Origin of the sequence: Hydrogenophaga sp., from assembly GCF_018780075.1 — a bacterium.
Taxonomy (GTDB): Bacteria; Pseudomonadota; Gammaproteobacteria; order Burkholderiales; family Burkholderiaceae_C; genus Hydrogenophaga.
The window spans coordinates 22242-31008 of sequence record NZ_JADMKB010000086.1 but is presented as its reverse complement, the minus strand read 5'-3'; the positions used below and the strand labels follow the sequence as shown (position 1 = coordinate 31008).

The following is an 8767-nucleotide window of genomic DNA, read 5'->3' as shown; positions in this document are numbered from 1 at the left end:
GCGACCACCTCTACATCTACCCCAACGGCGTGCGGCTGGAAGACAGCATCGAGGCGGCACAGCAGATCGGCATGCGCTTCCTCGCCACACGCGGCAGCATGAGCGTGGGGCAATCGCAGGGCGGCCTGCCGCCCGACCGCGTGGTGGAGAAGGAAGACGCGATATTGAAAGACAGCCAGCGCCTGATCGAGACCTGGCACAGCGCCGCGCACGGCGCCATGGTGCAGGTGGCGCTGGCCCCGTGTTCGCCGTTTTCGGTGAGCCCGGCGCTGATGACACAGAGCGCCGAACTGGCCCGCAGCTTCAAAGGGCAAGGCGTGCGCCTGCACACCCACCTGGCCGAAAACGACCACGACATCGCCTACAGCCGCGAGACCTTCAACATGACGCCCGCGCAGTACGCGCAGGAGCTGGGCTGGCTGGGCGACGACGTCTGGCACGCGCACTGCGTGAAGCTCGACGACGAAGGCATCTCCCTCTTCGCCGCCACGCGCACCGGCGTGGCGCACTGCCCCTGCAGCAACATGCGCCTGGCCAGCGGCATCGCGCCCATCCGCCGCATGTTGAACGCGGGCGTGCCGGTGGGCCTGGGGGTGGACGGCAGCGCCAGCAACGACGCCGCGCACATGGTCAACGAGGCGCGCCAGGCGCTGCTGCTCGCCCGCGTGGGCCGTGCGCTGCAGCCGCCCGAGACCCGCGACGGCACCATCTTCTTCGGCTGCGACCTCGGCCCGGCCGAGATGACCGCGCGCGACGCCCTGCACATCGCCACGCGCGGCGGCGCGCAGGTGCTGGGGCGCAAAGACGTCGGTCACCTCGCGGTGGGCATGTGCGCCGACTTCGCGCTGTTTGACCTGCGCACGCTGGGCTTTGCCGGCGGCGCGGTGCACGACCCGGTGGCCAGCCTGCTGCTCTGCGCCAGCCCGCCCGCCGCGTACACCGTGGTCAACGGCCGCGTGGTGGTGCGCGAAGGCCGGCTCACCACGGTGGACCTGGGGCCGCTGGTGGAGCGGCACAACCAGCTGGCCAGGGTTTTGGCCGGCGCGGCACGCGCCGCCTGAGCCTCTGCGGGACAATGGCCCGATGACCCCCTCCGCCTCCATCTGGAGCCCCCTGCGACAGCCCGCTTTCCGCGGGCTGTGGCTTTGTGGCGCCGTGTTCTTCATCGGCAACGGCATGCAGACCATGGCGGCGGCCTGGCTCATGATCGAGCTCACCGGCTCGTCCTTCCTCGCCGCGCTGGTGCAGACCGCGGTGTTCCTGCCGATGTTCCTGCTGGCGCTGCCCGCCGGCGTGCTGGCCGACACCACCGACCGACGGCGCCTGATCTCGGGCGCGCTCATCGCGCAGGTGGGCGCCTGTGTGCTGCTGGCCGGGCTGGTGCTCGGCGGCTGGGGCGGGCCGGCCACGGTGCTGTTCCTGGTGTTCGTGTGCGGCTGCTGCACGGCCGTGCTGACCCCGGCCTGGAACTCGTCGGTGGTCGACCCGGTGCCGCGCGACGAGTGGCCGCAGGCGATCACCGCCATCGGCATCGCCTACAACGCGGCGCGCGCCATCGGCCCCACGCTGGCCGGCCTGCTGTTTGCGATGCTCGGCGCGGGCTGGGTGTTCGTGGTCACGGTGTTCACCACGGCGGTGATGTGGGAGTCGATCCGCCGCTGGCCCCCGAAGGCCCACCCGCCCTCGCGCCTGCCGGCCGAACGCCTCTGGGGCGGCACGCTGAGCGGCCTGCGGTTTGCCTGGCACTCGCGCATCATCCTGGCGCAGCTGGTGCGCGTGATGGCCTACAGCTCGGCGGGCTCGGCGCTGTGGGCGCTGCTGCCGGTGATCGCGCAGCGCCAGCTCGGCACGGGCGCGCAGGGCTTCGGCCTGCTGATGGGCTGCATGGGCACCGGCGCGGTGGCCTCGGGCCTGGTGATCGGGCGCCTGCGCAGCCGCTTCGGGCTCGACGCCATCATCGCCGCGGCCTGCGTGGCGTTTGCCACCGTCATGCTGCTGGCCGCCTGGGTGCGCGTGCCGGCGCTGGTGTACGCCGCCATGATGGTGGGCGGCGCGGCCTGGATGGCGGCCATGTCCACCTTCAACACCGCCACCCAGGCCAGCGCCCCGCCCTGGGTGCGCTCGCGCGCGGTGGCGCTGCACATCGTGGCCTCGCTGGGCGCGTTCGCCATCGGCTCGGCGTTCTGGGGCGCGGTGTCCGACATCGCCGGCCTCACCTCCGCGCTGGTCGCCGCCGGGGCCCTGATGGCCGCGGGCCTGCTGCTGGCGCGCCCGTTCCCGCTGCGCGTGGGCGAGGCGCACGAGGTGACCCAGGGCACGCCCTGGGACGAGCTGTTTGTGGAGGCCGAACCCAGCCCCGAGGCCGGCCCGGTGGCGGTGGAGGTGGGCTACCGCATCCGCAACGGCGAAGACAAGGCCTTCCTCGACACCATCAGCCGCATGAAAGCGCCACGCCGCCGCGATGGCGCGACCTTCTGGCGCATCTACAAGGACCTGGGCGAACCCTCGCGCTATGTCGAGCGCTTCATCGTCACCTCGTGGGCCGACTACCTGCACCAGCGCGCCCGCGCCACCGTGGCCGACCACGCGCTCGAAGCCGAGGTGCGAGAGTTTCTGGCGCCCGGCGAGAGCCCGCACATGTCGCACTACATCGCGGAGAGATGATCCCCCCCGCAGCACTGCGCGCTACCCCCCGGGGGGCGGCACTGGCCGTCCGGCGGAGCCGGCCCGGCGGTGCCCTGGGCGGGGGCACTTCATGCCTCGGGGTGCGCGTTCCGGAGCCGTGAAGACTGAGACCGAACGGTTTCAGACCACGCTCAACACGCCTGTCAGCCACGCGCCGATGTCCGCCAGCTCGGCGTCGCTCACCTCGTGGCCCATGTCGTAGAGGTGCCAGTCCACCAGGTGGCCCATGACCTGCAGCACGGTGCGGGCGGCCCGGGCGCGGTCGAGGCCCACCACCTCGTCGTGCTCGCCGTGCCCCAGGAAGATGGGCAGGCGCTGGTTGGCGATGTTCGACTCCATCTGCAGGGTGCGGGCGTTCAGCGGCAAATAGCCCGAGAGCGCCACCACCGCCGCCAGGCGCTGGGGCGCACGCAGGCCGGTCTGCAGCGAGAGCACGGCGCCCTGCGAGAAGCCCATCAGCACGATGCGCTCGGAGGGCATGCCCCGCCCCTCCTCCCGTTCGATCAGCGCCTGGACCAGGCGCTGGGAGTCGCGCAGGCCGGCTTCGTCCGCCGGCTGCGTGGCGTGCCGCCGGGTCTCGACCGGCGCCGCGTCGTACCAGGCGTGCATGTCCGTGCCGTTGAGGCTGATGCTGCGCAGGGGCGCGTTGGGGAACACGCAACGCACCGGCCCCACGGCCGACAGGTCCATGTCGCGAAGCAGGGGGATGAAGTCACCGCCGTTGGTGCCCAGGCCGTGCAACACGATGACACTGGCCACCGGCGTGGCGGACGGGTCGCGCCCGGTCACGAATTCCTGCAACTCGACGGACTGGCGTAAAAGATCTGGCGCGTTCATTGGTCCAGCATAAGCGCCCGCCGGACACAGATGAAACGAAACTGACACCCAGCCGCTCCGGCGTTGCATCCGGATGCAGCTTTCACAAACAGCTGCCTGATCAGGCCACGAATTGCTTGACCGTCTGCACCAGGCGCGCCGACTGTTGCTGCAGCTGGTCGGCCGCTGCGGCGGCCTGTTCGACGATGGCCGCGTTCTGCTGGGTGTTCTGGTCTAGCTCGCCGATGGCGTGCGTGACGGACTGGATCCGTCCCGACTGTTCGCGCGTGACCACGCTCACCTCGGACAGCAGTTGGTCGACCTGCTGCACCGCGTCGCCCAGTCCGTTGAGGGTGACCTCGGCCTGGCGAATCAGCGCGGCCCCGGAGGCCACACGTTCCTCAGAGTCCACGGTGAGCTTGCGGATGTCTTTGGCCGCTTCCGCACTGCGCTGTGCCAGCGTGCGCACCTCGCCGGCCACCACCGCAAAGCCACGACCCTGGTCACCCGCGCGCGCGGCTTCCACCGCCGCGTTCAGCGCCAGGATGTTGGTCTGGAAGGCGATGGAATCGATCAGGCTGGTGATGTCGGCAATGCGGCGGCTGGACTCGTTGATCTTGTCCATGGCGGCGCTGCTCTCGCGCATGACCTGCTGGCCCGTCTGCGCCTGCACCACCGCCTCGCGGGCCAGTCGGGCCGCCTGATCGGAAGACTTGGCACTGTGTGCCACCGCCTGGGAGAGGTCGCGCATGGCGCTGGCACTTTGCTGCAGATGGGTGGCCTGCTGCTCGGTGCGCACGGACAGGTCGGCATTGCCGCTGGCGATTTCGCGCGAGGCTGCGGCCACCCCCGTGGACACCTCGCCCACCTCACCGAAAGCACCGCGCAGCTTGCGCGCAAAGGCGTTGAAGCCGCGGGCGATCACGGTCAGCTCATCGTTCCCTTTCACCGGCAACTCCACCGACAGGTCGGTGTTGCCCGCGGCCAGCGCGTCCATGGTGCTGCCCAGGTTGCGCAGGGGGCGCATGAGCGAGCGCACCAGCAGCGTCATGAAGATGGCCGCCAGAGCGCAGGCCACCGCGGCCGCGGTGATGGCGGCGTACAGCTGCTGCTGGGCAGCGGCGGCGGCGATCGCGCGCGGGTAGGACACCACCACACTCCACGGCGCGATGCCATCGAGCACCTTCACCGGCGCAGCCAGGTGCACCCAGCCCTGCCCGTCTTCCCAACCGTGGTGCTCACCTTTGGCCACCTGGGTCAACGCGTCGGCCGGCAGGTCATCGGCCTTCTTGCCCAGGCGCGCGGCGTCGGCGTGCGCCACATACAAGCCGCTGCTGGACAACAGCGAAACCCGGCCACCCGGCACCGGCTCCAGCTGGATCAGTTGCTCCGAGAGGCCCGACAGCGGCAGGTCGGAACCGGCAGCGCCCACGAACTTGCCGTCCACCAGAATCGGCGTGACCATGGTCGTCATGAGCACGTCCTTGCCCCCCACGGGGTACACGTAAGGCTCGATCAGCGAGGGCTTGAGGGTGCGCCGGGGCGTGGCGTACCAGTCGTTGGCGCCCTCTTTTTCGTAGTCCAGCAGCGCTTCAACCGCGATCTGGCCGCTGCCGCGGTTCCAGTAGGCGATGTATCGGCCGGTGGCATCGTAGGTCGGCCCCTTGTTGGCGAATTCGGCGTCCCTGCCGTCCAGTGCATTGGGTTCCCAGATGGAATAGGTGCCGACGAACTCGGTGCGCTGCTGCAGCACCTGCCGGGCCATGTCGTCCAGCTGGTCCCGGCTGGGCGGATGGCTGGCGGCGCGCATGCCTTGCAGGGTGGCTGCCAGGGTGTTCACGGCCGAAAAGCTGCTGCCCAGCTCGCTGGCCACACGGGCGGCAGCCAGGTCGGCCGCTTCGTTGGCCTGGGCGTTGGCGGCCGTCTGGGCTCGGGTGCTGGCCTGCAGGCCAACGACCACGCTGGTGGCGGTCACACACAGCACACACAGCAACACCGAGGCCACGGTGAGTTTGGTGGTGAGGGACCAGCTGTCCAGGGCAGGCGCGGCGCGGCGGGAGGGAGTGGTCATGGCGGAGTTGAAAAGACAATGGGGAACACCCAATATCGGTCAACCCGGACCCAACTGAAGGACCGATGAGCGGCGGCGACCTGGTGCTTTTTCTTCTGGACAGTCATGGCCGCGTCGACCGGACGCGCTCCTCGCACGGTCCTGCGGACCCGGTGGATGCCTGGTGCAGGACGGAAACGCCTCAGGCGCCGAGGCGGGCCACCAGCCAGGCGTTGAGGTCGGCCACCTCTTCAGCACACACCGAGTGCCCCATCGGGTAGCTGTGCCAGTCCACGGCATACCCCAGCGAGGTCAGCGCGTCGCGCGCCGCGGTGCCGCGCGCCATATCCACCACGTCGTCGTCTTCGCCGTGGGCCAGGAAGATGGGCGTGGCGCGGTTCGCGGGGTGGACTTCCGATGCGGTGTGCTCGGCCAGGGCGAGGTAGCCTGAGAGCCCCACCAGCCCGGCCAGCCGCTGCGGCGCGCGCAGCCCGGCCATGAGCGTGACCACGCAGCCCTGTGAAAAGCCCATGAGCACCACGCGCTCGGGCGGCACGCCGCGCCCGGTCTCGCGGTCGATCAGGGCCTGCGCAATGGCCTGGGCACCGCGCAGGCCCGCTTCGTCTTCCTGGCGCGGGACGGCGGGGTCGGTGCCCGGCGGGTGGATGTCGTACCAGGCGCGCATCTCGTAGCCGCCATTGATCGTGACCGGCCGCACCGGCGCGTTGGGGAACACGAAACGCACCGGGCCGATGGCGCTCAGGTCGAGTTCCTGCGCGATCGGCACGAAGTCGCTGCCATCGGCGCCGAGGCCGTGCAACACGATGATGCTGGCCGCGGGCGGCGCGGCGGGGTCACCGCCGGTGACGAATTCGCGAAGCTGGATGGAGGGGTTCGGGCTCATGGCGCCAGCATAACGCGACACGGGCGCTGCACGCGCTCGGCGCCGGGGCCCGCCGCACCCCCGTACAAACCCCCGTGGGGGCCTATCCCGTTTGGGAGGCGAAGCATGGCCCCCCGATCCCTACGCTTGTGGCTCAGAGTTTTTCCAACCCCTGACCCACGAGAGGCCTTCATGTCCCCCACATCCCTGAGCATCCCGAAAATCCTGGTGTCGGCCGCGGCCCTCACCCTGGCGGGTGCGGCGCACAGCGTTGAAAGCGGCGCCCCCATCACACCGTTCGGCGTCTTTGATTTCGGGGCCGGCATGTTGCCGCCACCTTCGGACGTCGCCACCGTGGGCATGCGTGCGGCGGCCTACAGCGCGAGCGAACTGCGCGACACCCGCGGCAAGGTGTCACCGGTGGGCATCAAGCTCAAGGTCAACAGCGCGGCCCTGGCCATCATCAAGTCCACCGACGTTCCCCTGCTGGGCGGCACCTACGCGTTCTCCGCGGTCGTGCCCTACCTGGACATGAGCAACAAGCTCACGATTCCCACCCCGGTCGGCCCCTTGCCGCTCAAGGGAACCAACGCCGCCGTCGGCGACGTGACCATCGCACCCGTGATCGTGAAGTGGGCCCCCTCGCCCGGCCTGTTCGTCAACGGCCGCCTGGAGCTGCAACTGCCCACGGGCTCCTACCGGGCCGACCGCCTGATCAACAGCGGCTCCAACCACTGGACCGCCTCGCCCGCCATGGCCTTCACCTGGATCAGCCCGGCCGGGCTGGAGGTGTCCTCCAACATCCAGATCAACTTCCACGGCAAGAACAAGGACACGCAGTACCAGTCCGGCGCGGAATACCAGCACGAGTTCGCCATCGGTCAACACGTCGGCCCGTGGACGCTCGGCGTCGGCGGCTACCTGTACCAGCAGCTCGCGGACGACAAGCAGAACGGCACGAAATTCCAGGACGGCAACCGCTCGCGAGTCATGGCCCTGGGCCCGGCGATCAGCTTCTTCGAGCTGGGTTCGGACTGGCCCCTGATCTGGGCCCACGCCTACAAGGAGTTCGGTGCGCGCAACCGCAGCCAGGGCACCCAGTTCGCCGTGCGCGCGGCCTGGACTTTCTGAGTTCAGTGACCCCAGACCTGACCGGAGCCCGACAGATGCGCTGCCGCCGAAGACAACACCAGCCTGACCAGGTCGGACTGCCGGTGCTGACCGGTCTTGGTCTGGATCTGCTTGAGCTGCACCCGGGCCGTGCCCACCGACACACCGCGCTGCAGGGCGTAGTCCTCCACGGTGCTGCCGGTGGCGATGGCGCCCAGCAGGCGGGCCTCGGTCGGCGTGAGGCCGAAGAGGCTCTCCAGCGCGCCCGCAGGCAGATCGAGTGCCTGTGTGGCAGACGACACGACCAGCATCAGCGACGCCCGGTCGTCGCCCGGCCGGATCGCCACGTGCAGCGCGCGGTCGCCGCCGCCCAGCCGCAGGTAACCCACGCGCTGCGGCCCCTCGCGCAAGGCGCCGGACAGTGCCGCCAGCAGGGCCTGGGTTTCTGCAGCGGAACGGCCGTGCAGGTGCTCGCCTTGCAGGCACAGGGCCGCGTCCTGGCCGAGCATGGCGGTGGCCTGGCGGTTCACCCACTGCACACGGGCGTCCGCGCTGCACAGCACGATGCCCAGGCGCAGGCTGTCCAGCAGGCCGCGCAGGCGCTCGTCGCGCTGCATGGAGGCCTGCAGCTGGTCGGTGAGCAGAAACGCCTGCCCGAGATGGGGCGCCAGATCGGCCAGCCGGTTGACGTGTTCGCCGGAAAAATCGTGGGCGTCGTGCACCGAGCGGTGCAGCGCCAGCCCGAGGTAGACCCCCCGGCCCACATCCTGCAGGGTGCCGATAAAGCGCCCCAGGCCCAGCGTCGCCAGCCGCTGCTGCAGCCTGGGACGGGCCTCGTCACCAGGGTCGAACAGCAGCTCGTCGTTGGCCACGCGGTCCAGGCCCCGCAGCACACGGCGCTGCTCCATGCGCGGGTTGTCGCCCGCGGCGAGATCGGGCGACTGCACCGCGCTCGTGATGCCGGTCTGCGAGTCCTGCGCCGACCAGAGCACCTGCGCCCGACCGCCCTCGAACCGGAAGGCCTGCACCACCGCCGACTGCGCACCCGTGAGGCTGCACAGGCGGTCCATCGACTGCGTCCACCGGGCGGGTTGCGCGGCGCTGGCGTACAGGTCCAGCAGCAGCTCGTCGGGTTTTCTCAGGTACGCGGAGGGGTCGATCGACATGGTGCAACAAGGTTAGCGGGCAGCGGGCGGAGAGCAACGGTGAATTCCCTGCCCGCA

Annotated in this window: 7 protein-coding genes; 3 read left to right on the top strand and 4 right to left on the bottom strand. The window is 70.2% G+C overall.

What is annotated here, in order from left to right; all coding sequences use genetic code 11:
- On the top strand, positions 1-1061 hold a 1061-nt coding region (locus IV088_RS14705; RefSeq protein WP_291103373.1), incomplete at its 5' end, for an amidohydrolase family protein.
- 22 nt (positions 1062-1083) lie between these two features.
- A complete protein-coding gene (locus IV088_RS14700) occupies positions 1084-2664 on the top strand; it encodes an MFS transporter (RefSeq protein ID WP_291103370.1) in 1581 nt (526 codons plus the stop codon).
- Between the two features lie 141 nt (positions 2665-2805).
- Here the strand turns inward: IV088_RS14700 and IV088_RS14695 are convergent, their stop codons facing one another.
- From IV088_RS14695 to IV088_RS14685, 3 genes are all read right to left on the bottom strand, one after another.
- Positions 2806-3522 (bottom strand): dienelactone hydrolase family protein, encoded by a 717-nt coding sequence (locus IV088_RS14695; protein ID WP_291103367.1) that lies wholly within the window; start codon positions 3520-3522, stop codon positions 2806-2808.
- A 100-nt stretch (positions 3523-3622) separates the two neighbouring features.
- Positions 3623-5572 (bottom strand): methyl-accepting chemotaxis protein, encoded by a 1950-nt coding sequence (locus IV088_RS14690; RefSeq protein WP_291103364.1) that lies wholly within the window; start codon positions 5570-5572, stop codon positions 3623-3625.
- Positions 5573-5753: 181 nt separating this feature from the next.
- Positions 5754-6455 (bottom strand): alpha/beta hydrolase, encoded by a 702-nt coding sequence (locus tag IV088_RS14685; protein ID WP_291103361.1) that lies wholly within the window; start codon positions 6453-6455, stop codon positions 5754-5756.
- A gap of 171 nt (positions 6456-6626) precedes the next feature.
- Here IV088_RS14685 and IV088_RS14680 point away from each other — a divergent pair, with 171 nt between their 5' ends.
- Positions 6627-7565 (top strand): transporter, encoded by a 939-nt coding sequence (locus tag IV088_RS14680; RefSeq protein WP_291103359.1) that lies wholly within the window; start codon positions 6627-6629, stop codon positions 7563-7565.
- A 2-nt stretch (positions 7566-7567) separates the two neighbouring features.
- Here the strand turns inward: IV088_RS14680 and IV088_RS14675 are convergent, their stop codons facing one another.
- Positions 7568-8710 carry a PAS domain-containing protein gene (locus IV088_RS14675; RefSeq protein ID WP_291103358.1) on the bottom strand — a complete coding sequence of 381 codons (1143 nt, stop codon included), beginning with the start codon at positions 8708-8710 and terminating at the stop codon, positions 7568-7570.
- Positions 8711-8767: the final 57 nt, after the last annotated feature.